19 protein-coding genes and 2 pseudogenes are annotated in these 25,713 nt (G+C 73.3%); 5 read left to right on the top strand and 16 right to left on the bottom strand.

The features are described 5' to 3' along the window. Positions 1-16 precede the first annotated feature (16 nt). The 10 genes and pseudogenes from CMN_RS01645 to CMN_RS01605 form a co-directional block, all read right to left on the bottom strand. Positions 17-2,749, bottom strand: coding sequence for a phosphoenolpyruvate carboxylase (locus tag CMN_RS01645; RefSeq protein WP_015489128.1), 2,733 nt, complete (start codon positions 2,747-2,749; stop codon positions 17-19). 104 nt (positions 2,750-2,853) lie between these two features. Next, a complete protein-coding gene (locus CMN_RS01640; protein ID WP_227077717.1) occupies positions 2,854-4,137 on the bottom strand; it encodes an MFS transporter in 1,284 nt (427 codons plus the stop codon). 77 nt (positions 4,138-4,214) lie between these two features. Then, on the bottom strand, positions 4,215-5,564 hold the full coding sequence (locus tag CMN_RS01635; RefSeq protein WP_015489126.1) for a dicarboxylate/amino acid:cation symporter: 1,350 nt from the start codon (positions 5,562-5,564) through the stop codon (positions 4,215-4,217). A gap of 140 nt (positions 5,565-5,704) precedes the next feature. Then, positions 5,705-6,505 (bottom strand): NAD-dependent epimerase/dehydratase family protein, encoded by an 801-nt coding sequence (locus CMN_RS01630; RefSeq protein WP_015489125.1) that lies wholly within the window; start codon positions 6,503-6,505, stop codon positions 5,705-5,707. A 73-nt stretch (positions 6,506-6,578) separates the two neighbouring features. Then, the gene (locus CMN_RS01625) at positions 6,579-7,349 is read right to left on the bottom strand and encodes an ABC transporter ATP-binding protein (RefSeq protein WP_015489124.1); all 771 of its coding nucleotides are present in this window, start codon (positions 7,347-7,349) and stop codon (positions 6,579-6,581) included. Further along, positions 7,346-8,446 carry a FecCD family ABC transporter permease gene (locus tag CMN_RS01620; RefSeq protein ID WP_015489123.1) on the bottom strand — a complete coding sequence of 367 codons (1,101 nt, stop codon included), beginning with the start codon at positions 8,444-8,446 and terminating at the stop codon, positions 7,346-7,348. The genes CMN_RS01625 and CMN_RS01620 overlap by 4 nt, the downstream gene beginning before the upstream one ends. Continuing rightward, entirely contained in the window at positions 8,419-9,468 is a 1,050-nt protein-coding gene (locus tag CMN_RS01615) for an ABC transporter substrate-binding protein (RefSeq protein ID WP_015489122.1), read from the bottom strand. The genes CMN_RS01620 and CMN_RS01615 overlap by 28 nt, the downstream gene beginning before the upstream one ends. A gap of 122 nt (positions 9,469-9,590) precedes the next feature. Next, positions 9,591-9,758: a hypothetical protein gene (locus tag CMN_RS14920; RefSeq protein WP_155119023.1), complete on the bottom strand. Its 168-nt coding sequence runs from the start codon at positions 9,756-9,758 to the stop codon at positions 9,591-9,593. Positions 9,759-9,898: 140 nt separating this feature from the next. Further along, positions 9,899-10,207 carry a nuclear transport factor 2 family protein gene (locus tag CMN_RS01610; protein WP_015489121.1) on the bottom strand — a complete coding sequence of 103 codons (309 nt, stop codon included), beginning with the start codon at positions 10,205-10,207 and terminating at the stop codon, positions 9,899-9,901. 140 nt (positions 10,208-10,347) lie between these two features. Beyond that, positions 10,348-10,920: pseudogene (locus CMN_RS01605) on the bottom strand (NADPH-dependent FMN reductase). Between the two features lie 235 nt (positions 10,921-11,155). Here CMN_RS01605 and CMN_RS15520 point away from each other — a divergent pair. Beyond that, positions 11,156-11,623, top strand: a pseudogene (locus tag CMN_RS15520) (Abi family protein); the annotation flags it as partial. A gap of 202 nt (positions 11,624-11,825) precedes the next feature. Next, the gene (locus tag CMN_RS15230; RefSeq protein ID WP_041465200.1) at positions 11,826-12,026 is read left to right on the top strand and encodes a hypothetical protein; all 201 of its coding nucleotides are present in this window, start codon (positions 11,826-11,828) and stop codon (positions 12,024-12,026) included. Positions 12,027-12,059: 33 nt separating this feature from the next. Here the strand turns inward: CMN_RS15230 and CMN_RS01590 are convergent, their stop codons facing one another. From CMN_RS01590 to CMN_RS01565, 6 genes are all read right to left on the bottom strand, one after another. Beyond that, positions 12,060-15,050: a glycoside hydrolase family 2 TIM barrel-domain containing protein gene (locus CMN_RS01590; RefSeq protein ID WP_015489120.1), complete on the bottom strand. Its 2,991-nt coding sequence runs from the start codon at positions 15,048-15,050 to the stop codon at positions 12,060-12,062. Positions 15,051-15,119: 69 nt separating this feature from the next. Continuing rightward, positions 15,120-15,893, bottom strand: a complete 774-nt coding sequence (locus CMN_RS01585) for a glucosamine-6-phosphate deaminase (RefSeq protein WP_015489119.1) — start codon at positions 15,891-15,893, stop codon at positions 15,120-15,122. After that, complete coding sequence (locus tag CMN_RS01580; protein ID WP_015489118.1) at positions 15,890-16,819, bottom strand: carbohydrate ABC transporter permease; 930 nt, start codon at positions 16,817-16,819, stop codon at positions 15,890-15,892. The genes CMN_RS01585 and CMN_RS01580 overlap by 4 nt, the downstream gene beginning before the upstream one ends. Next, positions 16,816-17,814, bottom strand: a complete 999-nt coding sequence (locus CMN_RS01575) for a carbohydrate ABC transporter permease (RefSeq protein ID WP_015489117.1) — start codon at positions 17,812-17,814, stop codon at positions 16,816-16,818. Before CMN_RS01575 ends, CMN_RS01580 begins: the two co-directional genes overlap by 4 nt. Further along, the gene (locus CMN_RS01570; protein ID WP_015489116.1) at positions 17,811-19,097 is read right to left on the bottom strand and encodes an ABC transporter substrate-binding protein; all 1,287 of its coding nucleotides are present in this window, start codon (positions 19,095-19,097) and stop codon (positions 17,811-17,813) included. Before CMN_RS01570 ends, CMN_RS01575 begins: the two co-directional genes overlap by 4 nt. A 47-nt stretch (positions 19,098-19,144) precedes the next feature. Continuing rightward, a complete protein-coding gene (locus CMN_RS01565) occupies positions 19,145-20,167 on the bottom strand; it encodes a carbohydrate kinase family protein (protein ID WP_015489115.1) in 1,023 nt (340 codons plus the stop codon). A 204-nt stretch (positions 20,168-20,371) separates the two neighbouring features. Here CMN_RS01565 and CMN_RS01560 point away from each other — a divergent pair, with 204 nt between their 5' ends. The 3 genes from CMN_RS01560 (at position 20,372) to CMN_RS01550 (ending at position 25,711) form a co-directional block, all read left to right on the top strand. After that, positions 20,372-21,118 carry a DeoR/GlpR family DNA-binding transcription regulator gene (locus CMN_RS01560; RefSeq protein WP_015489114.1) on the top strand — a complete coding sequence of 249 codons (747 nt, stop codon included), beginning with the start codon at positions 20,372-20,374 and terminating at the stop codon, positions 21,116-21,118. Next, on the top strand, positions 21,115-22,458 hold the full coding sequence (locus CMN_RS01555) for a 6-phospho-beta-glucosidase (RefSeq protein ID WP_015489113.1): 1,344 nt from the start codon (positions 21,115-21,117) through the stop codon (positions 22,456-22,458). The genes CMN_RS01560 and CMN_RS01555 overlap by 4 nt, the downstream gene beginning before the upstream one ends. Before the next feature lie 67 nt (positions 22,459-22,525). Then, positions 22,526-25,711 carry an alpha-mannosidase gene (locus tag CMN_RS01550; protein ID WP_015489112.1) on the top strand — a complete coding sequence of 1,062 codons (3,186 nt, stop codon included), beginning with the start codon at positions 22,526-22,528 and terminating at the stop codon, positions 25,709-25,711. Positions 25,712-25,713: the final 2 nt, after the last annotated feature.

Raw genomic sequence — 25,713 nt, 5'->3', positions numbered from 1 at the left:
CGAGTGCGGGCCCGGATCACCCCGTGTTCTGCAGCCCCGCCGCGATCCCGTTGACGGTGAGCAGCAGGAGCCGGTGGTCCGGATCCGTCGGGTCGGCCTGACCGGGGGCAGCCTGGCCGGTCGCGTCGGAAGCCGCGGTCCGCAGCGCGCGCAGGGCCCGCAGCTGGAGCAGCGACAGCGCGTCGACGTAGGGGCTCCGCAGGCGCACCGCGCGTCGCAGCACCGGTCGGCCCTCGAGGATCTCGCCGCGGCCGGTGGCCTTCCGCACCCACTCGCGCGTGAGCTCCATCTCCTCGGTGACGAGCGCCGCGAGATCCGGCCGGTCGCCGAGCGCGAGGTAGCGCTCCGCGAGGCGGCCGTCGGTCTTGGCGAGCGACATCTCGACGTTGTCGATCATCGAGGTGAACAGCGGCCACTCGTCGTAGGCCTTGCGGAGCACGTCCTCGTCGCCGACGGCGGCCAGCGCGGATCCGAGGCCGAACCAGCCGGTGAGGTTGATGCGCGCCTGCGTCCACGCGAACACCCACGGGATCGCCCGCAGGTCCTCGAGCGACTCGACCGACAGGCCGCGGCGAGCCGGACGCGAGCCGAGCGCGAGCAGCCCGATCTCCTCCATGGGCGTGACCTGCGCGAACCACGGCGCGAACCCCGGCGCCTTCACGAGCTCGAAGAAGCGGGCGCGCGAGGCCTCGTCCATCGTGCGGACCATGTCCGCCGACCCGTGCGCGGCGGCCGCGTTGCGCTCCTCGTTCGAGGGCGCCGAGGCCAGCAGGGTCGCGGCGGCCATCTGCTCGATGTGCCGGGCGGCGATGCGCTTGTCGCCGTAGTGGGCGAAGATCACCTCGCCCTGCTCGGTGAGCTTGAAGCGGCCGTCGACGGATCCCGGCGGCTGGGCCCGCACGGCGCGGTCGGCCGGCCCGCCGCCGCGGCCGAGCGCGCCGCCGCGGCCGTGGAAGAGCGTGAGCTCGATGTCGTTCTCGCGCGCCCACGCGGCGATGCGCGCCTGCGCGTCGAACAGCGCGAACGTCGCGGAGACGGGCCCGACGTCCTTCGACGAGTCGGAGTAGCCGAGCATGACCTCGAGCTTCCGGCCCGTCTGCGCGAGGCGCGCCGCGACCTGGGGCAGCCGGATCATGCCGTCGAGGATCTCGGTGCTCGCGTTGAGATCCGCGAACGTCTCGAACAGCGGGATGACGTCGAGGACGGGCGCCTCCTCCGCCGACCCGAGGGCGAGCGCGGCCAACTCGTGCACCGTGCGGATGTCGTCGGCCGACTGCGTGAACGAGACGATGAAGCGCGAGAACGGCGCGACGCCGTGCCGCTGCTGCAGGCGGGCGAGCGTGCGGAAGACGTCGAGCACCTCGACCGTCATGGGCGCGAGCTCGGGCGCCTGCTCGCCGGACGCATCGGCCGAGGCGACAGCCAGCACCTCGCGCAGCGCCTCGCGGTGCACCTGCGAGTGCTGGCGCACCTCCATCTCGGCGAGGTGGAACCCGAAGGTCTCGGCCTGCCAGACGAGGCCCTGCAGCTCGCCGCCCGCGATGCGGTGCGCGCCGGCGCTGCGGAGCGACGCCTGCAGCACACGGAGGTCGGCGAGCAGCTCGGCGGCCGACGGATAGGCGATGGGGTCGTCGTGGCGCTCGCGCGTGGCGGCGAGGCGGCCGGCGATCACGAGCAGCACGCGGCGGTGCAGCTCGGCCGGGGCGCGCGTGCCGATGCGGGCGGTGAGGTGCGGCGCGAGCGCGTCCTGCGCGGCGGCGAGCTCGCGGAGCTCGGCGCTCGGCGGGGTGTCGGCGTCACCCAGGGTGAGCGAGCGGCCCACGCGGAGGGCGACGCGCTCGAGGCCCAGGAGGATGTGCTCGCTGGCGATGCCCGCGGCCTCCTCGGTGACCGCCGCGGTGACGTACGGGTTGCCGTCGCGGTCCGCCGCGATCCAGTTGCCGAGCCGGAAGAAGGCGGGCGCCACCGCGTCGCGCGCACCGGCCTCGTCGCCGAGCAGCCAGTCGTCGAGCAGGCGGTAGACGCGCGGCACGACCTCGAACAGGGTCTGGTCGAAGACGCCCATGGCGGTGCGGACCTCGTCGAGCGGCGTGGGCCGCGTGGTGCGCAGCGGCGACGTGCGCCACAGGCCGTCGATCTCCTCGAGCAGCCGGCGGTCGACGTCCTGCCCGGTGAGCGTGCCCGCCATGGCGCCGTCGCGCTCGGTGAGCAGGTCGCCGATGCGGCGGATCCCCGTGGCCACCGCCCGACGACGCGCCTCGGTGGGGTGCGCGGTGAGCACCGGGTGGAACCGCATCTCGCCGAGGCGGCGCATGGCCTCCTCGCGGCCGAGCTCCTCGGTGAGCTTCCCGACGGCGTCCGGGATGGAGTCGGGCACGAAGCCCGAGGCGGCCTCGCGCTCGCGCAGGACGCGCACGCGGTGGTGCTCCTCGGCGAGGTTGGCGAGGTGGAAGTAGCAGGTGAACGCGCGGGCGACCTGCTCGGCGCGCTCGGGCGTGAAGGTCGCGACGAGGCGCTCGGCGTCGTCGATGGACGCGTCGCGCGCGCTCTCGTACGCGTCGATGACCAGCTCGCGCAGCCGCTCGACGTCGCGCAGCAGGTCGTCCCCGCCGGACTCGCGGAGCACCTGGCCGAGCAGGCCGCCGAGGTGGCTGACGTCGGAGCGGAGGGCGGGCTCCACGGCGTCGCGGGTGCCGTCGCGGGTGGAGTCGTGCTCGAGGGGAAGCGGCTTCTTCGGGGGAGTCGTCACGGTGTCGAGGATACGGAAGCCGGGCCGCGGATCCTGCGCATGACGGCAGGGGACGTGCGCTCCGGCCGCGGATCCGGCGGTGGAGGGCGGGCCGGGCGACCGGATCAGCTCGCGGCGGGTGCCGCCACGCGCTCGTCCCGCGGCATCCGCAGCAGCGCGTACGCGGAGGCGGCGAGCAGCAGCGCGGCGCCCGTCGCGAAGGCGACCGGGTACGAGAACGCGTCGGCGAGGAAGCCGGCGACGAGCGGGCCGACGATCGCGCCGAGATCCGACACCATCGAGAACACCGCGACCGGCCGGCCGCTGCGGGCGCCCGCGGCGTCGCCCACCGCCGCGGCCGGGGCCGTGCCCATGAACGACGCGGCCGCGCCGTAGACGCAGAGCAGCACGGTGAGCACGACCATGTCGGGGGCGAACGGGATCGCGATCATCAGCAGCCCGGCGACGCCGTACGCGCCGACGATCGCAGGACGGCGCCCGACCGTGTCGACGAAGCGCGCGGCGGGCGCGAGCGCGAGCGCCTGCACCACCGCGGCGCACGCGAACGCGATGCCGGTCGCCGAGGGATCCGCGCCGATCACGGCCACGACGAGCAGCGGGATCAGCGCGCTGCGGACGCCCATCGACGCCCACCCGTTGCCGAGGTTCGCGAGCAGCGCCGCACGATACCGGGGGTCGCGCAGCACCTTCCCGAACGGGATCACGACCTCGGGCGTCCCGGTCGCGGCGACGTCGCGCGTGCGCGGCCGCAGGACCAGCAGCCCGATGACGCTCGCGACCGCGAGCGTGGCCGCGTAGAAGAAGAAGGGAGCGGTGAGGGAGATGGTCGCGAGCACGGCGCCCAGCGCGGGCCCGGCCATGCCGCCGATGAGGAAGCCGCCCTGGTAGAAGCCGATCGCCCGGGCCCGGCGCGTGGGATCTGTCGAGCCGAGCAGCAGCGTCATCGCGGCCACCGAGAACATCGCCGACCCGATGCCGCCCGCGCCGCGGAGGAGGAGCAGCTGCACGTAGTCCTGCGCGAGACCCGCGAGCCCGGAGGAGACGGCGACGATCCCGATGCCCACCGCGAGCACCGTGCGCTCTCCGCTCCAGTCGATGAGGCGCGCGACGAACGGGCTCATCACGAAGCGCATGAGCGCGAACGCCGAGATGACGGCGCCGACCTCGAAGCTGCCGACGCCGAAGCTCTCGGCGTAGACGGGCAGCACGGGCACGACCACGCCGAAGCCGACCATCACGAAGAACGCGATGACGCCGAGGACCAGCACGTCGCGCGGGAGCTTCGCGCGGGGTGCGCGGGGTGGGCGCACGGGGCCGCGGGTGTCGGGCATGGATCCGTCGCCGGGCTCGGGGGTGCGTGCGGATCCCGCACGTCGGAAGGACCGCATGCCCTCAGCGTACGTCGGACCGGGACGCCGCCCGGCGCGCGGCGAGGCCCCGGTGCGAGCGCCGGATGCGCGGCGGGTCAGCCGCGCGGCGCCCCCACGGTGTCGCGCGCCGCTGGTGCCACGGCCGGTGCCGTCGCGTCCGCCGGCGCCTCCTCGGCGACGGGAACCGCGGAGGCCGCCGCCGTGGCAGTCGTCCCCGTCCCCCGGTACACGTCCCGGTCGATCTCCCCGTCCGGCGCCGCCACGAGCATCGCCACGAAGGTGTCGCCGTTCACGTTGAGGAAGGTGCGGAGGATCCCGGTGAACCAGTCCACCGCGATGAGTAGCCCGACAGCCTGCACCGGCAGCCCGAGCGTCGACGCGAGGAACAGCGCGACCACGGGGAAACCGCCCGGCACCGTGATGGTGCCCATGTTGAGGAGGATCGCGAGCCCCATCCCGAGCAGCACCTGCCCGGGCGTGAGCGCCAGGCCGCCCGACTGCGCGAGGAAGAGCACGACGATCGTGTAGTTCAGCACCGCCCCGTACGAGCCCATCGTCAGCCCGATGGACAGCGTGAAGTTCGCCACCCGCTCGCTCACGCCCACCTTCTCCACCGTGTTCCGGAGCACCGTGGGGAAGGTGACCGCGCTCGACGTGGTCGTGACCGCGATGAGGGTCTGCTCGGCGAGCTTGCGGGGGAGGCGGCGCGGATCCAGGCGCGTGCGCACGGCGACGACCGCGACGAAGACGACCGTGAGGATCACCACGCCGAGCGCCGTGGTGCCGAGGTACGCGAGGGCGCTCGTGACGACCGCGAGTCCGACATCCGCTGTGAGGCCCGCGAGCAGCGCGAAGACCCCGACCGGCGCGACGCGCATGACCAGCCGGATGAGGCCGAGCAGCACATGCTGCAGCTGCTCGAGGAGCTGCAGCACGAGCGCGTTCCCCGTCGTGGAGACGTAGCCGTTGAGCGCGACGCCGAACAGGAGCGAGAACACGATGATCGGCACCATCGCCGCGCCCGCCATGGAGTCGACGATGTTGGTGGAGAAGAAGCCCAGCACGGTGTCCTGCCAGGTGGACGCCTCCGACGCCTGGGCGGCGAGCGACGGATCCAGCTCGCCCGAGAAGGTCGCACCCGCGCCCGGCCGCAGCACGGTGCCGAGCCCCACGGCCACGACGGCGGCGAGCACGGAGAAGCCGATCATCCACGCGAAGGTGCGGAACGCGAGTCGGCCGGTGCCGGCGCCGCCGACGGATCCGGTCGCCACGATGACCGAGGTCATCACGAGAGGCACGATCGCCATCTGGATCAGCCGGATGAACACCTGCCCGAGCACGGCGACGTCGGCGGCCGGACCCGCGGCGACGAGCCCGAACACGATGCCGGCGACGGCGGCGATCCCGATCTGCAGCGCGGGGTTCCTCAGTGCGGCGAGCTCCATCAGCGACTCCCTGGTCGACCCGAGCGGCCGGATGCCGGCCCGATGCGTGCCTCCCATTCAGCCGGAGCGCTGTTGCCCCGCCGCTTCGCCGGTGTTTCGCGCCCGTTAAGACGGGCCGCCGGGTCGCGCCGCACCCCGCCTCACCCCATGTCGGACCCCAGCTCCACCTCCGTGAAGATCGACCCGAGCAGCACGCCCGCGGGCGGCGACGTGTCCTCCCCGAGCTCCGGGAAGCGGGGCGCGAAGACCTCCGCGTCGTCCTCGGGGAAGTACCCGATCGCCTCGCCCGCTGCCAGCGACACCCAGCGGCGCGTGTTCCGCGAGACGCCCCAGACGATCCGGTGGCCCGGCTCGTCCCACCGCAGCACGGCCTCGACGAGCCGCGCCGCGTCGCCCGGCGAGAGCCAGGTCGAGACGCTGCGGGCCTGCGACGGCTCGGGCTCGGCCGTCATGATCCGCACGCTCACCACGACGTGCCCGTGCCGGTCGGCGTACATGCTGCCGAGGCCCTCGAGCAGCACCTTGCTGAGGCCGTAGAAGGTGTCGGGCCGGGGCGCGGGCACGTCCTCGCGCGCGGCCTCGGTCGCGGGCAGGAAGCCGACGGCGTGGATGGAGCTGGCCGCGAGGATCCGCGGCACCCCCGCCCGCACGACCGCCTCGTGAACCGCGTGCGCGCCGTCGTTGTTCACCCGCTGGATCGCCTCCCACGGCCGCTCGGCCGCGTGCGCCGCGAGGTGCACCACGAGGTCGGAGCCCCGGAACGCCTCGGTGCACGCGTCGACGTCGGTCGTGTCGACGATCGCCGAGGTCTCCCCCGGCGCGAGCGGCGTCGGCGGCGCCACCAGATCGAGCAGCCGCAGCTCGTGCCCGGCGGCGAGGAGGAGGGGGCGGATGCTCGTGGCGATCCGGCCGGATCCTCCCGTGATCGTGATCGTGCCCATGCGGATCCCCTCGTCGTCCAAGCGCCGCGCGGCGCGGCCGTCCTCCCATCCTGGGCGATGGGGACGGACCCGCCTAGAGCGGCGCCGCGTCGAACAGCACCTGCGTGCAGCCGCGCGCCTCGTCGTGCCTGACGAGCGCCCGCACCCCGTAGACGTCGGCGATGAGCTCCGGCGTCAGCACCTCGCGCGGATCCCCGCCCGCCACCACGCGCCCCTCGCGCAGCACCAGCACGCTGTCGCAGAACATCGCCGCGAGGTTGAGGTCGTGCAGCGCGACCACGGTGGTCACGGGCAGGTCGCGCACGAGCGCGAGCAGCTCCAGCTGGTGGCGGATGTCGAGGTGGTTGGTGGGCTCGTCGAGCAGCAGCTCGCGCGGCTCCTGCGCGAGGGCGCGCGCGATGTGGGCCCGCTGCCGCTCGCCGCCGGAGAGCGTCCGCCACGCGTGGTCGGCCTTCGCCGCGAGCCCTACGTGCGCCAACGCGCGGTCGATCGCCGCCCGGTCCTCTGCCGTGTCGCCGCCGAGGAGCGTCCGGTACGGCGTGCGGCCGAGGCGCACGACGTCGCGCACCACGATGTCGACCTCGGTCTCGCCGTGCTGGGTCACGGTCGCCACGCGCCGGGCGACCTCGCGCCGCCGGAGCCCCGCGAGGTCGGCGCCGTCGAGCGTCACGCGGCCGGAGTCCGGCGCGGCGTCCCCCTGCAGCAGCTTCAGCAGCGACGACTTGCCCGAGCCGTTGGGCCCGAGCAGCCCCACGGTGGATGCGGGCGCCGGCTCGAGCGTGACGTCGTCCACCACGATCCGCCCGCCCCGCGACCAGCTGACGCCCCGCGCCTCGAGCGTCATGCGCGCCCCCGGTTGCGCATCAGCAGCAGCATGAACACGGGCACGCCGACGAGCGCCGTGCCGACGCCCACCGGCAGCGGCGTGGGTGCGAAGGCGAGGCGCGAGAACGCGTCGACCCACACCATGAACACCGCGCCGAGCACGATCGTGGCGGGCACGACGCGCGAGTGCCGCTGGCCGAACAGCAGGCGCGCGGCGTGCGGCAGAACCAGGCCGACGAATCCGATGGCGCCGGCGATGCTCACGAGCGTCGCGGTGAGCAGCGCGGTCACGACCAGGAGGATCGTGCGGGTGCGGCCCACGTGGATCCCGAGCGACGACGCCACCTCCTCCCCGAACGCGAAGGCGTCGAGCGAGCGGGCGTAGGCGAGGCAGACGACGGCGCCGACGACGACCACGGAGACGCTCAGCCCGACCTCGTCCCAGCGCATGCCCTCGAGCGATCCGAGGAGCCAGAACGTGATGCCGCGCGTCTCGTCGGAGTCGGCGAACGCGAAGACGACGAGCGAGGTGAGCGCGGAGAAGAGCTGGGTGCTGGCGACGCCCGCGAGGATGACGCCGGCCGTGCCGGCCGACGAGAACCGCGCGAGCAGGAGCACGAAGCCGAAGGCCACGAGCGCGCCGATGAAGGCGCCGCCGGACATGCCGATCGCGCCGCCGCCGAGGCCGAGCACCCCGATGAGCACGGCGCCGGTGGAGGCGCCGGACGAGACGCCGAGCACGAACGGATCCGCGAGCGGGTTCCGCAGCAGCGACTGGAGCACGACGCCGCAGAGGCCGAGGCCCGCGCCGCACGCCGCCGCGACGAGCGCGCGCGGGAGTCGCTCCTGCCAGACGATGGCGTCCTCGGAGACGCGGACGGGGATCCGCGCGGCACCCAGGTGGTTGAGGAGGATGTCGCGCACGTTCACGAGCGACACGTCGGCCGGCCCGAGCGTCACGGCGACGCCCACCGAGAGCGCGAGCGCCACGACCCCGAGCACGACGAGCAGCCCGATGCGCAGGGCGTGCGGGAGGGCGCGCACCCGCGCGGCGATCGGCGCGGCCGCGGCCCGCGAGGCCGGGGCGCTCAGAGCCGGTCCCCGCGCGCGTCCCACCAGGCCCGGATCTTCTCGAGCCCGTCCACGAACCGGATCGACGGGTTCAGCTCGGCGCCGTGCAGCGCCACCATGCGGTCCTCCTTCACGGCCGTGAGGTCGCGCGTGAGCGGGTCGGACTTCAGGAAGTCGATCTTGTCCTGCAGCTTGTCGCCGGGGAACCGGTCCCGCTGGAGGTCGCCGAGCACGAGGATGTCCGGGTCGCGGTCGACCACGGTCTCCCAGCCGGTGGCGATGAAGTCGTCGCGCACCTCGGGGAACGCGTCCGCGAGGCCGACCTGGCGCGAGAGGAGCGCGGTGGCGCCGAACCCGCCGCCCATGTACGGCGTCTTCGTGTCGGCGAACCAGTACATGACCTTCGCGCCGCCGAGGTCCATGCCGTCGGTGGCCGCGGCCGCGCGCTGCTGGAGCGACGCGACGAGCGCCTCGCCGCGGTCCTTCACGTCGAAGACCTCGGCCATCTCGCGGATCTCCTGGTAGAGCGCGTCGACCGTGAGCGCAGTGGTGCGCTGACCGCCCCCGTTGATGCTGATGTCGGAGTCGCAGTCCGTGGGAGAGAGGTAGGAGGGGATCCCGGTCTCGGCGAGCCGGTCGCGCGTGACCACGCCGCCCGTGGCGTAGTGACGGCCGAAGGACGCGGTGACGAAGTCGGGGTCCGCGCCGAGCAGCACCTCGTAGGTGGGCGCGTTGTCGGCGAGGCGCGGCACCTGCGCGTTGGCGTCGGCCAGGGAGTCGAGCACGGGATCCGTCCACGACGCCGTGCCGACCATGCGGTCCTGCAGGCCGAGCGACAGCAGGATCTCGGTGGAGTCCTGGTCGAGCGACACCACGCGCTGCGGCGCCTGGTCGATCGTGACGTCGTGGCCGCAGTTCGACAGCGTGAGCGGGTAGGTCGTCGTCCCCTCGCCGGCGTCGGCGACGGACGCGGCCGGCACCTCCTCGGAGGCGCCGCAGCCGGTGAGGGCGACGAGCACGAGTCCCGTCACGGTGGCGGCGGTGAGACGGGCGAGCGCGCGGGGCATGGGTCTCCTGGGGATCGAGGCCGGTGTCGGCCCGCGGGGAGCCGGGCCGCGGGTAAGCATAGCCTTACCTCGCCAGGCGCCTCGACCCCGCGTCCCCAGCTCCGACCGGGCGCTGTCGCGCGCTACCCGCGAGGCCGTCGGGGGGCGACCCGGTGGACCACGGCGATGCCGAGGAGGACGACGGCGAAGACCACGATCGCCCACTCCGACCGGAGCAGGGAGAAGCAGACCGCTCCGACGAGGAGAGGAACCGCCACCGCGGCCCACAGGGGGATGCTCGTCCGGTCCATGGGCGTGACTCCGATCGGGCTCAGGGGGCGACGCGCGGCGGCCGGAGGCGGCGGCCGGCTTCTCCTGCTTCGTCTCTCGCCCGCTCGGTCACCCCGGTAGCCGAGCTCGGCGACGGCCGCCTCGATGCGCGCGCAGGAGATCAGCCGCGGTAGGACCTCGAGCGCGTCTCGCTCTCGTCCGGCCGGGGATCGATGTCGAACCCGTCGGCTTCCCGGCGGGCGTCGAGCCGGTACCCGTCGATGCGGCGGTACTCGTCCCGGTAGGCCCCCTTCCTCACCCACCGACCGGAATCCGTGCGCACCGTGGTGGTGACGTCGCACTCGCCGCGGGCATCGTCACCGTCGATCCCGATGGAGTCGTCGGTGGCCCCGTGGACGGACTGCGGGAACGTGGCCCACCGTGCCCGTACAGCACGCGCGATCGCCTCGCGCGCCTCGAGGTCGGTCATGCGCGCACCCTCCCCCGGTCGAAGAGGACGCGACCGTCCACGACGGCGCCGCCGCGGGACGCCGGTCGGCACGGACGGACATCCCGCACGACGAGGGGCCCGGACGATCCGCCCGAGCCCCTCGTCGTGCGTCGCGTCCGCTATGCGGAGACGGCCTGCAGGTTGCGCTCGATGTGCGCGTGGAACGCCTGCAGCCAGCCGAGGAGGAACTCCTCGGTGCCGGCGTTCGAGATCGCGCCCTCGGGCGAGATGAGGCCCTCGGTGGTCTGGATCTACGCCTCGGGCTGCGAGAGCTCGGGCGACGCGAGGAACGACAGGATGCTCCGGAGGTGCTGCTGCGCGACGGCCGTGCCGACCGCGCCGATGGACGTGCCGATGACCGCGCTGGGCTTGCCCTGGAACGCGTTCTCGCCGTAGGGGCGGCTCGCGAAGTCGAGCGCGTTCTTCAGCACGCCGGGCACCGAGCGGTTGTACTCGGGCGTGACGATCATGACGGCGTCGGCGTCCGCGATGGCCGCCTTGAAGTCGTTCGCGACCTCGGGGTACTCGCCGTCCATGTCCGCGCTGTAGAAGGGCAGCGGCGCGATGGGGATCTCGGTGAGCTCGAGGCCGGCCTGGGCCCCGAGGCGCTTCAGCGCGAGCGACAGGGCCCGGTTGATGGAGGTGGACGACAGGCTGCCGACGAGGTAGCCGACGCGGTAGGTGGTGCTCATGGGATGCTCCTTCTCGCACGGATCAGTTCCATGCGCGCGCATGGAGCCTAGCGTCGGCGGATGCGCGTCGCCCGGACCCGCCCGCCACGCTCGCACGACGCGGCTAGGCAGAGGAAGAAGATCAGGAAGCACGGCGTCTCGGCTGCTAAGTTCTTCTCGTCAGCGCCCCCCAAGGCTAGAGCCGCACGGCTTCCTTAAATGAGGGGGGCCTTTCCATGTCAGGAGCAGGTGATCCATGGACAAGCCGCACCTGAGCCTCGCCGAGCAACGCGAGCTGCTGCGCTCACGCGGGCTGGAGCTCTCCTCCGACGAGGAGACCGCCCGCGCGCTCTACGACCGCAGCTACTACCGCATCAGCGGATACGCGAGGCAGTTCCAAGTCGACCCGAAGGATGCGCGGAACGACTTCGTCCCCGGTACCTCCCTCGCTCAGATCCTCGAGCTCATGGACCTGGACGAAGAGCTCCGCAAGCTCCTCTTCTCCGGCCTGACCGAGGTGGAGCTCAGCGTCAGGTCGCGGTTCGCCCACGAAGCCGCCGCGATCCTCGGCTCGGACGCGTTCTACCTGCGACGGGAGAACTACCTCCGCATCACCCCCGACCTGGACGCCCATGTGACGAGCATCGAGAGGGAGCTGCGTCGCCCCTCAGCCACCGTGAACCGCTACCGCTCGGGAGACGATCTCTCCGGGGTCCCCGTCTGGGTCGCCATCGAGATGGTCAGCTTCGGGGTCCTGGCGCGCATGGTCCAGTACCTCGCCGACTCGACTCCGGCACGGCGCACGGCGCACGGCGCAGTCGCTGTCGCTCCCGTGGACGGGCTTCCAACCGACGATCCATGCGCTCGCCGTGCTCCGCAACGCCTGCGCGCATCATGCGCAGCTCTGGCATCGACGATCCAACATCGTGGCGGCACCCGAGAGGAAGGACCTGCGGAACGAGCGGGCGTACGCCAGGAACGATGGATCCATCTACGCCACGATCATCGCGCTCAAGCGCTACACGCACGCCCTCGACCGACACAGCCCCTTCGGCGACCGCGTAGACGAGCTGCTCGACAGGAACGCGTCGTTCGCCACCGGGATCTGCTTTCCTTCCGCTCGTTGATGCCCGCGGTGGCTATGGGCCCCCGGATCCGCATCACCCCAGCAGCACCTCCCACGTGCGCAGCGACGGCCAGAGCGCGTGGCGCGGGAGCACGTCGGGGCCGCACGCGCGGGATCCGAGGCCGTGCTGGGCGTCGTCGAGGAACAGGTGCAGGCCGTCGGATGCGGGCAGCTCGTGCGGGTGGCCGACGTCGGTCATCTGCTGCGGGGTCCAGCGGGAGAGCTGGAAGCCCGGGCGATGGCCGGCGGCGTCGGGCACGGTCGTCACGGTGAGCGGGGTCCCGGATCCGTCGCCGACCACGAGCGCGCGCAGCCCGGGCCGGTGGCCCGTCTCCTGCGGGCGGGCGTAGGCGACCGCGAGGCCGTCGACGCTCGACGCGAAGCGGCCGACCCGCGCGGCCGTGCGGCTGTCGGCGTACGACTCCCCCGGCCCCGTGCCGTGCCAGGCGACGGGATGCTCGGCGAGCGCGCCCGGCAGGTCGATGCGCACGCCGACCCGCGGCCACGTGCAGTCCCAGTCCCCGAACGGCACGACCTCGGTCGCGAGCAGCAGGCCGCGGTCGGTCGCGGTCCAGCGGAACGCGACGTCGACGCCCGCGCCCGAGTGCGCCGCCTGCACGCGCATCCGCGTCTCCAGGCCGCCGGCCGTGCGGGTGGTCCCGAGCAGCCGGTGGGTGAGCCGGTGCAGCCCGCGCTCGCGCCAGCGGTCGGCCGCCGACGGCGTCTCCTCGGCGCCGCGGCCGCGGGTCAGCTCGGGCTCGGCCAGCTCGTAGGATCCCTGGCCGGCCCCGCGGTCGTTCTCGGTGGGCGCGCGCCACAGCTCCAGCCTCGGTCCTCGGACGGGCACGCCGGCCCACGCGACGAGGTCGCCGCGCGCGTCGAAGGTCCCGACGCCGAGCGCGTCGCCGTGCCAGCGTCCGGCGGGACGCGGCCGGGGCGCGGTCCGGTGGCGCACGAGCGCCTGGTGCGACGACACGACGTGCCCCGCCTCGGCCCACGGAGCGTCGTTCCGCGTGACGACCTGCACCGTCACGTGCGCTTCCTCGGCGTGCCCGGCGGCGCGCGCCTCGGGCGGCAGCGGGATCGTCGCCGCGGAGCCTGCCGCGAGGGGCGCGTGCTCGAGGACCCCGCGGGCGACCTGCCGGCCGTCGTGGGCGAGGATCCAGACCAGGTCGACGTCGTCGGTGGACGCGCTGTGCCGCCGGTTCTCGACCCGCACGCCGGATCCGTCGGCCGCGACCCGCACGCGCACGGGCGCGATGACGGCCGCGAGCTCGGCGAGGCCGGGCGTGGGCGTGCCGTCGGACAGCAGCAGGCCGTCCATCACGAACGGGCCGTCGTGCACGGGCTCGCCGAAGTCGCCGCCGTACGCGTGGAAGGGCCGGCCGTCAGCGGTGCGCGCGAGCAGCCCGTGGTCGCGCCACTCCCACACGAAGCCGCCGTGCAGGCGCGGCCAGCGGTCGATGGCGTCCTCGTAGTCGGCGAGGGATCCGGGCCCGTTGCCCATCGCGTGCCCGTACTCGCACAGGATGAACGGCTTCGCGCGCTGCTTCGCGCCGGTCGCGCCCGTGGTCTCGTGGATGCCCGCGACCGGCGTGCCGCACACCGAGTCGATCTCCTCGAGCGTGGGGTACATGCGCGAGTAGACGTCGGTGTGCTCGCCCGTGAGGTCGCCCTCGTAGTGCACGGGCCGGGTGGGATCGCCGCGCCGCACCCACGCCGACATGGCCGCGATGTTGCGCCCGGTGCCGGACTCGTTGCCGAGCGACCACATGACGATCGACGGGTGGTTGCGGTCACGGCCCACCGTGCGCGCGATGCGGTCGAGGTAGGCGTCGCGCCAGCGCGGGTCGTCGGAGGGGTTGTCGCGCCACTCGACGTCCCAGAAGCCGTGCGTCTCGAGGTCGCACTCGAGCACGACCCAGAAGCCGAGCTCGTCGGCGATGTCGATCAGGCGCGGATGCGGCGGGTAGTGGGAGGTGCGGATCGCGTTCACGCCGCTCCGCTTCATCAGCTCGAGGTCGGCGCGCGCCTCGGCCTCGTCGAACACGCGGCCGCGCTCGGGGTGCGACTCGTGCCGGTTGACGCCGCGGAACGTGAGGCGGCGGCCGTCGACGAGCAGCGCGTCGCCGTCGATGCGCACCGTGCGGAAGCCGATCCGCAGCGACGCCGTCTCGCCCGGCGTGGACACGGTCGCGTCGTAGAGGCGCGGCCGCTCGGCGGTCCACGCGTCGACGGCGGGGATCCCGACGGGCGCGACGTCGACCGGGGTCTCCCACGTCACGTGGATCCCGAGCTTCGGCACGCGCACCACGACGGGGAACGCGCCGTCGACCTCGAGCTCGAGGCGGCCGGATCCGTCGGCCGGATCGCGGTCGGCCCGGACGCGCACGTCGTCGAGCGCGCCGGCGGGCCGGGCGAGCAGCTCGACGGAGCGGAAGATCCCGGGCAGCCACCACTGGTCCTGGTCCTCGAGGTAGGACGCGGCCGACCACTGGTGCACGCGGATCCCGAGCAGGTTGTCGCCCGGCACGAGCAGGTCGGTCACGTCGAGCTCGGTCGTGAGGCGGCTGCCGGTGGTCCAGCCCGCCTCCACGCCGTTGACCCAGAACGTGGCGAGGCCTTCGATCCCGTCGGTGCGCAGCAGCACGCGCTCGGCGTCCGCGAACGACGCCGGCAGCCGGAAGGCGCGGCGGTGCTCGCCGGTCGGGTTCGCGTCGGGCACGTGCGGCGGGTCGATGGGGAACGGGTACTGCAGGTTCGTGTACGCGGGCGATCCGTGGCCGTGCAGCACCCAGTGGGACGGCACGGGCAGCGTCGTCCAGCCGGCCGCGTCGAGCGCGGCGTCGTCGAGCGCCGGGTCCGCGACCGCGGGCAGCGCGTCGGCCGCGTCGACCGGCGCCTCCGGCAGCAGGCGGAAGCGCCAGTCGCCGTCGAGCGGGTGGACGGCCGCGTCGGTCGCGAACCGGGCGCGCGGCGGCAGCCTCGAGACGGATCCGGGCGCGACGTCGTCGAGGTGGGACATGCGGGTCTCCGTGCTGGTCGGTGCGCCGGGGCGCGGGTGGCGGCGGATGCGGGGCGGCCGGGCTCCCGGTCAGGCGAGCGTCGCGAGCCCCGCGAGCCCCGCGAGCGCGGCCCGGTCGGCGACGACGGTCACGCGCGGGTGCCGCTGCAGGATCGAGGCGGGCACCTCCTCCGTGACGGGCCCCGCGAGCGCGGCGGCGAGCGCGTCGGCCTTGCGCGCGCCCGAGGCGACGAGCAGGATCCGCTCGGCCGACATGATCGTCGCGATGCCCTGCGTGATGGCGTGCGTCGGCACGCGCGCGGGATCACCGCCGAAGTACCGCGCGTTGTCCTGCCGCGTGCCCTCCGCGAGGCGCACCACGCGGCTGGCCCCGTCGGCCGGCGAGCCCGGCTCGTTGAAGCCGAGGTGCCCGTTGACGCCGATGCCCACGATCTGCAGGCCCGCGCCGCCGAGCCGCCGGATCCGCCGCTCGTGCTCGTCCGCGGCCTCCCGAGGGTCGTCCGCGGCGCCGTCCGGCACGATCACGCGTGCGCTCGGCACGCCGAGCGGCCCGGCGATGCGCGCGAGGACGAACACCTGGTACGACTGCGGGTGCCCGGCCGGCAGCCCCACGTACTCGTCGAGCGCCACGAGCGAGAGCCCGTCCGTGACGAGGCCGCGCTCCCGGTGCCGCCGCGCGAGCTCGGCGTAGAGCGGCTCGGGGCTGGATCCGGTCGCCACCCCGAGCACGCCCGCCGGATCCTCGCCGAGGAACGCCTGCACGACGTCGGCCGCGGCGGCCCCGAGCGCGGCCGGGTCGCCGACGGCCTGGATCCGCGGCGCGCGCGTCGAGGCGGCCGTCACTTCAGCGCGCCCTTCGCGATGTCGCCGATGAACTGCTTCGCGCCGATGAGGAACACGACGATGAGCGGGATCACCGCGAGCAGCGCGCCCGCCATGACCATGCCGTAGTCCTTGCCGTGGGCGCTGTTCAGCTGGCTCATCGCGACCTGCAGCGTGAGCGTGCCCGGGTCGTTGAGCACGATGAGCGGCCAGAGGTAGTCGTTCCACGCGGCGATGAAGGTGAAGATCCCGAGGAACCCGAGGCCCGGTCGGATGAGCGGCAGGCACACCGTGAGGTACTGCCGGAAGAACCCGGCGCCGTCGATGCGGGCCGCGTCGATGAGCTCGTCCGGCACGCTCGAGATGATGAACTGCCGCAGCCAGAAGATGCCGAACGCGTTCGCCGCCGCCGGCACGATGAGCGCCTGCAGCTGGCCGACCCAGCCCAGGTTGATCATCGTGACGAACTGCGGGATCACCGACAGCTGCGCGGGCAGCATGAAGGTCACGAGCAGCAGCGCGAACAGCGCGCGCCGCCCCGGGAACTCGTACTTCGCGAACGTGAACGCGGCGATCGAGTCGAAGAACAGCACGAGCACCGTCACGGAGACCGCGACGATCACCGTGTTCATGAGCGATCCGCCGAAGTCGATCGTGCGGAACACGGCCTGGATGTTGTCCCACAGGTACGGTCCCGGCACGAGCACGGGCGGCGACTTGTAGATGTCGCTCGTGGTGTTGCTCGCCATGACGACGAGCCAGTAGAGCGGGAACAGGCTCACGATGGATCCCGCGAAGAGGATCCCGTGCAGGATCACCCGGCCGGGCGGCAACTGCCGGCGGCCCGCGGGCCGACCGGTGCGCTCCCCGTCGGATCGCGCGCGCCCGGAGGCCTGGTCCGCGATCCGGGCCGCGGCGGATCCCGCGGAGTGGACGGTCGTGCTCATGCGCGCTGCCCCTTCCTCGTGCCGGGCGCCCGCACGGGCTTCTCCTTCTTCTCCGACCCGAGCCGGAAGCTGATGATGGAGAAGATCACCACGAGCAGGAACACGCCCCACGCGATGGCGGCGCCGTAGCCGAAGCGGTTGTAGTTGAAGGCCTGCTGGTAGAAGTACAGGACGGTCGTGAGGCCGGCCTGGCCCGCGCCGCCCGAGTTCGGGTTGGTGATGCTGGAGGAGGACGTGAGCACCTGCGCCTCCGTGAAGCTCTGCAGGCCCGTGATGGTCGAGACCACGAGCACGAAGAGGATCGTCGGGCGCAGCAGCGGCAGCGTCACCGACCAGAAGGTGCGGATCGCGCCGGCGCCGTCGAGCTTGGCAGCCTCGTAGACCTCGGCGCCGATGGCCTGCATGCCCGCGAGGAAGATGATCGCGTTGTAGCCGGTCCACTGGTACGTGATGAGGATCGCGATGGTCACCTGGATCGCCCACGGCGTCGAGAGCCACGCCACCCCGTCGAGCCCGATCGCGCGGAGCCCCGCGTTCACGAGCCCGAAGCTGTCGCCGAAGATGGATCCGAAGAGCACCGCCATCGCGACCACGCTGGTGACGTTCGGCACGAAGTAGCTGATCTTGTAGAAGGTGCTGAGCCGCTTGGCCGAGTTGAGCATCGCCGCGACGACGACCGCGATCGCCATCATCGGGAACGTCGACAGCGCGAAGATGATGAGCGTGTTCTTGATCGACAGCCAGAACGTGCCGTCGGCCGCGAGGGCCTGGAAGTTCGCGAGGCCCACCCACTTTGCCGTGCCGAGGCCGTTCCAGTCCTGGAACGAGAGCACGAGCGAGTAGAGCGCCGGGAACAGGCCGAAGATCAGGAACAGCACGAAGAACGGCGCGATGGCGACGTAGTACGGCCACGTGCGGCGGAGCCCGCGGGTCCCCGCGCCGGCCCGGGAGGGCGCGGGCGGGCGCCCTCCCGGGCGGATGGCGACGGGGATCACTGCTTCGCGGTCTTCAGGGCGGCCTCGCCAGCGGCGACGGCGTCGGCATAGGCCTGGTCCGGGTCCTTGCCGAGCGACGTCACGTTCTGCAGCTCGGTGACGAACGCGGCCTGCACCTGGTTGTCGTACGGGCTCGTGTACGCGGTGGGCATCTTGGCGGCGGCGTCGGCGAAGATCCCGACGGTCGACTGGCCGCCGAAGAAGTCGTCGCCCTTCTGCAGCTCCGGGGAGTCGTAGGCGGCGGTGGCCGACGGGAAGATGCCCTTGTCGGCGTACGCGGTGACCTGGTTGTCCTCGCTGAGCACGTCCTTGATCACCGCGAACGCGGCCTGCGGGTCCTTCGTGCCGGACGGGATGGAGAGGAACGAGCCGCCGATGTTCGCGGGGCCGCCGGGCATGGGCGCCACGCGCCAGTCGCCCGCGGTGTCTGCCGTCGCGCTCTTGAGGTCGGCCTGGTACCAGGAGGCGCCGAGGAGCGCGGGGAGGGATCCGTTGCTGATGGCCGAGGCCCAGTCCGGGCTGCCGTCGGTGACGTTCGCGGTCAGGCCGTCCTTCCAGGCGAGCACCGCGCGATCCCAGGCGGCCTTCACGGTGTCGCTGTCGCCCGTGTAGTTCCCGTCCTCGTCGACGAAGCGGGTGGTGCCCTGGCCGAGCGACTTGGTGAAGACGTCGGACGCGTCCACGAAGATCGCGCCGCCGGTGGCCGCCTTGAGCTTCTTGCCGAACGCGAAGTAGTCGTCCCACGTGGCCGTCGCCGCGGCGACGTCGGCCGGCTCGCTCGGCAGGCCGGCCTTCTGGAAGACGTCCGCGCGGTAGTAGAGGGCGGTGGGGCCGATGTCGATGGGGAGGCCGATGAGCTGGCCGTCCTTCGTGGTCGCCTCCTTCAGCTTCCACGCCGGGTACTGGTCGGCGACGTCCTTCGCGCCCAGCTTGTCGAGGTCCTCGAAGAGCCCGTCCTCGCTGAGGAAGTAGGGCATGTCCTCGCCCTTGACACCCGTGACGGACGGGAGGCCGGAACGGCCCGTGAACGTGGTGACGAGCTTCTGCTTGAAGTCGCCGCCGATGGTGGAGACGTTGAGCGTCGTGCCGGGCACCTCGGACGGCACCCTGTCGAGCACCGTCTGGCTGAGGCCGTCCGGCCAGATCCACAGGTCGAGCTGACCGCCGGCCGAGGATTCCGAGGACGACGAGCAGGAGGCGAGGACCGGCGCGAGGAGCGCGAGGGTCGCGACGCCGACGACGATGCGCCGGGCGCGGGAACGGCGGGCGGGGAGGAGGGACATGGTGGTTCTCGATTCGGTGGGGGGTCGGGCGGGAGCGGGAGGGATCGTCAGGCGAGGAGGTGCGCGGCGTCGGGGCCGGCGAGCGCCTCGGCGAGGTAGTCGTAGCGGCCGGGCTCGGCCGCGTCGGGGTGCGCGCGCAGCCAGGGCACGAGCTCGTCGAGCCGCGGGGCCCCGGACGCGCCTCCGGGGCGCGTGACCGTGATCCCCGCGACGAGGCAGGCGAAGTCGACGCGCTCGGTGAGCGTCCACGGCGCGCGGGCGGACGCGGCGAGCGATGCGCCGAACACGTCGCCCGCGCCGGTCGCGTCGACGGCGCGCACCGCGAGCGGCGGGCGCACGACCTCCTCGCCGGTGCCGGCGTCGACGGCGACGACGCCGCGGGATCCGGAGGTCACGACGCTGAGCGGCACGCGCGCGGCGAGCGCCCGGGCGGCCTGCACGGCCGAGTCGGTGCCCGTGTACGCGGAGGCCTCGAGCTCGTTGGGGACGAACGCGTGGCACTGGTCGAGCTGGTCGAGGATGGCCGGATCCCAGCGCTCGGACGGGTCCCAGCCGACATCCGCGTAGACGTCGGTGCCCGCGGCGGCGGCCCGGCCGATCCAGGCGCTGCGCTGCGGATCCAGGTGCACGAGCGCCGCGGCGGCCGCCGGCACCTCCCCCGGCACGAGCTCGTCGGATCCGAGCGTGCAGGGCACGCCGCCCGTGACGAGCGCGCGGTCGTCGTCGTAGCTCAGGGACGCGGTGACGGGCAGCGCCCAGTCGTCGAGGGTCACGAGGTGGTCGAGCGACACGCCCTCGGCGGCGAGCGCGGCGCGGACGAGGAGAGAGAACGGATCCGTGCCCACGGCCGCGGCGATGGCGGTCGGCACCCCGAGGCGCGCGCCGGCGACGGCGAAGTTCGCGATGCCGCCGGGGCCGTGCCCGAACGACGACGTCCAGATCTCGTGTCCCGGCCGCGGCCCGCCCGGCAGCGCGCCGAACACGACGTCCGCGAAGAGCTGGCCGACGACGAGCAGCCCGGCGGGGGCCTGGTCGGCGAGAGCCTGGTCGGGACACGGGTCTGCGGGCACGGGGACCTCATTCCTTCGGGTGGGCGCCGCGCCGACGGGTGGCGAGCGGTGCGGGTCCGCCGACGGCGACGCTGCCGGCGGGACGAGGTCGACGGGTGCCCGCCGACCGGTAGTGACGTTTCTAGCCCATGTGAGCACGAGGATGGAAGACCTTGTTCATTACGAGATTGTTTCTGACTGATCCTGCGCGCTAATGTTCACGTCATGAGAGACGCCCGAGAGTTCGTGATCCTCGACCGGTTGCGCGCCACCCGCAGCGCCACGGTCGCCGAGCTCGCCGAGGCGGCCGGCACGAGCGACGCGACCATCCGCCGCGACCTGGCCCGCCTCGACGAGCAGGGCGCGCTCCGGCGCACCCACGGCGGCGCGGTGCTCGTCGAGGTCGACGCGCCCTTCGCCGAGGTCGAGCAGGTCAACCGCGAGGCCAAGGAGCGCATCGCGCGGGCCGCGGCGGCGCAGATCCAGGACGGCCAGTCGGTCGTGCTCGACATCGGCACCACCACGCTGCACCTCGCCGAGCAGCTGCGCGGCCGGGCCGTCACCGTGATCACCGCGAACGTCGCCGCGTTCGACGTGCTGCGGGACGACCGGACGGTGCGGCTCATCCTGCTGCCGGGCGACTGGGATCCGGTCTACCGCTCGGTTTCCGGCCCGCTCACCGCCGAGAGCCTGCGGATGCTGCACGCCGACCACGCGTTCGTGGGAGTGAGCGGCATCGCCGACAACGGCGACCTGCGCGACACGACGATGGCCCAGGTGCCCATCAAGCGCGCCATGGCAGAGGTGAGCGACCGGGTCACGGTGCTCGCCGACTCCTCCAAGTTCCCGGGCACCGGCGCCGGCCGCGTCGCCCCCACCGCGTCGCTGACGCAGCTGATCACCGAGGCCGCCCCGCACGAGCGGGTGTCGCAGGGCCTCGCGGACAAGGGAGTGTCGGTGACCGTCGCATGAGGCTCACGATCCTGGGCGGGGGCGGCTTCCGCGTCCCGCTCGTCTACTCGGCGCTGCTGCGCGACCACGAGGCCGGCCGGGTCGACCACGTGGCCCTCTACGACACCGACGAGGTGCGCCTCACGGCCGTCGCGCGCGTGCTCGCCGAGCAGGCGGCGGCGTACGCGGATGCCCCGGTGATCACGCTGCACACCGACCTCGACGAGGCGCTCGCGGGTGCCGCGTTCGTCTTCTCGGCGATCCGCGTGGGCGGCATGGCCGGGCGCTCGTGCGACGAGCGACTCGGCATGGCGCACGGCGTCATCGGCCAGGAGACCGTCGGCTACGGCGGCATCTCGTACGCGCTGCGCACGCTGCCGGTCGTCATGGACCTGGCCGAGCGGATCCGGGCGCAGGCCCCCGACGCGTGGGTCATCAACTTCACGAACCCGGCCGGCGTCGTGACCGAGGCCATGTCGCGCGTGCTCGGCGACCGCGTCATCGGGATCTGCGACTCCCCCATCGGCCTCGCCCGCCGCGTGCTCGGCGCCCTCGGCGTGCAGGGCGACGACGTCGTCATCGACTACGCGGGCCTCAACCACCTCGGCTGGCTGCGGGGCCTGCGCGTCGACGGCCGCGACGTGCTGCCGGACCTCATGGCGCGCCCCGATCTCATCGGCACGTTCGAGGAGGGCCGGCTCTTCGGCGCCGAGTGGGTCACCGAGCTCGGCGCCGTGCCGAACGAGTACCTGCACTACTACTACTTCAAGCGCGAGGTCCGGCACGCCGACCAGCTGGCCGCCCAGACCCGCGGCGCCTTCCTCGTGGAGCAGCAGGGCCGGTTCTACGAGCAGCTCGAGCACCGGCACGACGTGTCCGCGCTCGCGCTGTGGGAGCGCACGCGCCTCGACCGCGAGACCACCTACATGGCCACCAACCGGCAGTCGGCCGGCATGGGCGACCGCGACGAGGACGACCTCGTCTCGGGCGGCTACGAGGACGTCGCGATCGCGCTCATGCGCGGCATCGCGTACGACCAGAGCGCCCGGCTCATCCTCAACGTGCGGAACCGCGGCACGCTCGCCGCACTGGACGCGGACGCGGTGGTCGAGGTGCCGTGCGTGGTCGACGCCTCGGGCGCGCATCCGGTGGCCGGCACGGAGCTCCCCGACTTCGGGGTGGGCCTCGTGACCAACGCCAAGTACGTGGAGCGGCAGACCATCGAGGCCGGCGTCGGCGGATCCCGCGCCGCCGCCGTCCGCGCCCTCGCCCACCACCCGCTCGTCGACTCCGTCACGGTCGCGCGCTCCCTGCTGGAGGACGCGATGCACGCGTTCCCGGCGCTGTCCTACCTCCGCTGAAGCGCGGCTACCCCGGGCCCCGCGCCCCACCCGACTGCCTGCATCCCGACCTCCCGAAGGACTCCCCATGCACCAGACCCAGAAGCTCGTCCAGGAGCGGATCCTCCGCGCGCTGGACGAGCGGATCACTCCCGCCGTGTACTCCGCGAAGGCGCCCGTGACCCTCCGCGCGTGGATGGCGCCCGACGAGCCCGTGCCCGTCGCCGAGGCCATGCGGCAGGAGTACGCGCCCTTCGCGCTGGGGGAGCCGTGGGGCCGCGCGTGGTCGACGTGGTGGTTCGAGGTCACGGGCGAGGTGCCCGCCGAGTGGGCCGGCCGCACGGTCGAGCTGCTCATCGACCCCGGCTTCATCGGCGACTGGCCGGGCAACCAGGCCGAGTGCCTCGTGCACACCATGGACGGCGTGCCGGTCAAGGGGATCCACCCGCGCAACACCTACGTGCGCCTCGCCGACGAGGCCACGGGCGGCGAGCAGGTGCGCTTCCTCGTCGAGGCGGCGGGCAACCCGGACATCCTCGTGAACGAGTTCGTGCCGACCCCGTACGGCGACAAGGCGACCGCGCCCGCCGAGCCCATCTACCGCTTCCGCCAGGCCGAGCTCGCCGTGTTCGAGCCCGAGGTGTGGGCGCTGCGCTTCGACGTCGAGGTGCTGTACCAGTTGCTGATGGAGCTGCCCGAGACCGAGCCGCGCCGCCACGAGGTGCTGCGCGCGATCGAGCGCGCGCTCGACGTGCTCGCGATGGACGACATCGTCGGCACCGCCGCCGCCGCCCGCGCCGAGCTCGCCGACGTGCTATCGCGCCCCGCCGTGCCGAGCGCGCACACGCTGAGCGGCGTCGGCCACGCCCACATCGACAGCGCCTGGCTCTGGCCCATCCGCGAGACGAAGCGCAAGACCGCGCGCACCTTCTCCAACGTGCTCCGGCTCGCCGAGCAGTACCCCGACTTCCGCTTCGCGTGCTCGCAGGCGCAGCAGTACGTCTGGGTGAAGGAGAACTACCCGACGGTGTTCGCGGGCATCAAGCAGGCCATCGCGGACGGCACCTGGTACCCGGTCGGATCCATGTGGATCGAGCCCGACGGCAACCTGCCGGGCGGCGAGGCGATGATCCGCCAGCTCACCCACGGCATGCGCTTCTTCCAGGAGGAGCTCGGCGTCGAGACCCACGGCGTGTGGCTGCCCGACTCGTTCGGCTACACGGCGTCGTTCCCGCAGATCGCGAAGCTCGCGGGCCTCGACTGGTTCCTCACGCAGAAGCTGTCCTGGAACCAGACGAACACGTTCCCGCACCACACCTTCTTCTGGGAGGGCATCGACGGGTCGCGGATCTTCACGCACTTCCCGCCCATCGACACCTACAACTCCACGCTCGAGGCCGAGGAGACGCACCACGCGGTGCGGCAGTTCCGCGAGAAGGGGAAGGCGACCATGTCGCTCGCGCCCTTCGGCTACGGCGACGGCGGCGGCGGGCCCACGCGCGACATGATGGAGCGCCAGCGCCGCACGGCCGACCTCGAGGGGTCGCCGAAGGTGATCGTGGAGCACCCGGACGAGTTCTTCCGCAAGGCCGAAGCGGAGTACCCGGACGCGCCCGTGTGGGTCGGCGAGCTCTACCTCGAGCTGCACCGCGGCACGTTCACGTCGCACGCCCGCGAGAAGCGCGGCAACCGCCAGGCCGAGCACCGCCTCCGCGAGGCCGAGCTGTGGTGGACCATCGCGGCCGTCCGCACGGGCGCCGACTACCCGTACGCGGCGCTCGACCGGCTCTGGAAGCAGACGCTGCTGCAGCAGTTCCACGACATCCTCCCGGGCTCCTCCATCACGTGGGTGCACCGGGAGAACGAGGAGGACTACGCGCGCAGCCTCGCCGAGCTCGACGCGCTCGTGGCCGACGCCATCGCGCGCGTCACGGCGCAGGCGGTCGCGGACGGCGAGGGCGACGGATCCGGCGCGTTCGCGGTGAACTCGACCGGCCACGCGCGCACGGCGCTCGTGGAGGCGCCCGACGGATCCGCGCAGGCGCTCGTCGCGGTGCCCGGCAGCGGGATCGCGCCGCTCTTCGCCGTGGAGCCGGCCTCGCCCGTCGTCACGACGCGCGCCGACGGCGGCACCGTCCTCGACAACGGCCTGCTGCGCGTCACGCTCGACGCGCGCGGCCTGATCACCTCGATCGTCGACCTGCGGCACGCCGACCGCGAGCTCGTGCCCGCCGGCCGCGCCGCGAACATGCTCCAGCTGCACGAGGACATCCCGACGGCGTGGGACGCCTGGGACGTCGACGCGCACTACCGCGCGAGCCGCACCGACCTCGTCGACCAGGCGTCCGTCGAGCTCGTCGAGGACTCGCCGCTCCGCGCGACCGTCGAGGTCGTCCGGCAGTTCGGGCGCTCGCGCGTCGTGCAGCGGGTGTCGCTGCACGCGGACGACGCCCGGATCCACGCGACCGCCGACCTCGACTGGCTCGAGGACGAGAAGCTCCTCAAGGTGACCTTCCCACTCACCATCCACGCGCAGCACCACAGCGCGGAGATCCAGTTCGGGCACGTCCGCCGCCCCACGCACACGAACACGTCGTGGGACGAGGCGCGCTTCGAGGTCATGGCGCACCGCTTCGTGCACGTGGAGGAGCCCGGCTACGGCGTCGCCCTCACCAACGCGGGCAGCTACGGGCACGACATCACGCGCTCGGTGGGCGCGACGGGCGAGGTCGAGACCGAGCTGCGGATCAGCCTGGTCCGGGCGGCGCGCTCCCCCGACCCCGTGCAGGACATCGGTCACCACCGGTTCGAGTACGCGCTCGTGCCCGGCGTCGGCATCGAGGGCGCGGTCGACGCGGGGCTGGAGCAGAACCTGCCTGTGCGCGTGGTGCGACCCGGCGACGCGACGGATGCGGCGCCGGCCGTCGCGCCCGCACCGGCTCACGCCGCCGAGGTCGTCCCGTCCTCGTTGCCCACCGCCGCGGGCCTCGTCTCGGTGCACGGCGGCACGGTGCGGATCGAGGCGCTGAAGCTCGCGGACGACGGCTCGGGCGACGTGATCGTGCGGCTCTACGAGTCCACGGGGGCGCGCGCCGCGACCCGGCTCGAGGCGCACCTCGACGCCGACCGGTTCACCGAGGTGGACGTGCTCGAGCGCCCGCTCGGCGCGGGCTTCCCGCGGTCGATCGCGTTCGAGCCCGAGGCCGACGGCCGCGGTGTGCGGCTCGTGCTGCGGGCCTTCCAGGTGATCACGGTGCGGATCCACCGGGCCTGACG

Source organism: Clavibacter nebraskensis NCPPB 2581 (genome assembly GCF_000355695.1).
In the GTDB taxonomy this organism is placed as follows: domain Bacteria; phylum Actinomycetota; class Actinomycetes; order Actinomycetales; family Microbacteriaceae; genus Clavibacter; species Clavibacter nebraskensis.
Note: the sequence above shows the minus strand (reverse complement) of the source record. Positions and strands in the feature narration are given on the sequence as shown.